Genomic DNA, 592 nt, shown 5'->3' on the forward strand with positions numbered 1-592 from the left:
GCCAGCCTCAAGCTGTTGGAGTGCGTGAGCGCCAAGGATAGGATCCGGTCCGCTGATCGACACGTTGCCCTTGAATGTACGCTTTGAGGTTACCGAGTTCGGCAAAGCCTGTTCCACGCAACGGGTTGCCGACAGCATTGCTGCGCCGCTTGTACCCGTCTGAAAGTTCACATAACGAAATTTAAGTCCACGCTCGACGGCCGGCGTGCTACTTGTCAGCGCTGTCTCGCCACGAAATAGCGGATCCAAATAGGGGGCTTTATAAGCAGCACTGAGTAACGAGGAAAGCTCCTTCCAAGAAGGAACGCGCCATTGTTTTCCGCTGACAGTGGAGCCAACGCATTTATCAGCTAAGGCATGGTAGTCGAGAGCAGTCAATGTGTCTTTTTGCCAGACCAGCCCAGTCGCGTGGTCTAAAACCGTCAAATCTTGAGCAGCATAATGGACGGCAGGAGGGGAGCCCCGAAAATCAAAGACACAGAAAAAATTGGCGAGGGACTTAGCCACATTAACTTCGTAGGCGCTCCCATCCGACAGATTTACCACCCAATTAGACGTACCCTCATGACGTGCTGGCGTCATCGTCCAATAC

At 53.0% G+C, this 592-nt stretch carries 1 protein-coding gene; it reads right to left on the bottom strand.

What is annotated here, in order from left to right; translation table 11 throughout:
* Positions 1-507: Lcl C-terminal domain-containing protein (locus FEM54_RS33670; protein WP_171045984.1), on the bottom strand; the 507-nt coding region annotated here is incomplete at its 3' end.
* Positions 508-592 lie beyond the last annotated feature (85 nt).

Origin of the sequence: Pseudomonas edaphica (genome assembly GCF_005863185.1) — a bacterium.
Lineage (GTDB): Bacteria > Pseudomonadota > Gammaproteobacteria > Pseudomonadales > Pseudomonadaceae > Aquipseudomonas > Aquipseudomonas edaphica.